The following is a 357-nucleotide window of genomic DNA, read 5'->3' on the forward strand; positions in this document are numbered from 1 at the left end:
TGGCTGTAATGGAGGTGGAAGTGGTGGCGGTGGAGCTGCCCCTGGAACTAATGGCGGTCAAGGTGGTGGAGTAGGGCCTGAGTTAGTAATCGAGTTTAGAGAGGCACCTCTAGACCCAAAGGTTTTTAATCTGCTTTCAAATGATAGAAGTACAGAAAATCACTTTAACCCTGAAGAAAAGTTAAGCATAACTTGGATGACAACGGTTAAATATTCGGATGACACTACGTTAGGTGTTAATCAAAGAGAGCTTTACCAAGCAAAGGTCTATCTGAGTGATAATGATATTATTGAGATTGATAATGATCTGGAGTTGTTCACTATCCAGTGTTCTTTCCCAATGGCATTGGGAGCAGA

At 42.3% G+C, this 357-nt stretch carries 1 protein-coding gene; it reads left to right on the top strand.

The window, feature by feature from the left end; all coding sequences use genetic code 11:
• A partial coding sequence (locus A3756_RS27175) for a hypothetical protein (RefSeq protein ID WP_304438851.1) occupies window positions 1-357 on the top strand: 357 nt, incomplete at both ends.

It is taken from the genome of Oleiphilus sp. HI0086, assembly GCF_001635225.1.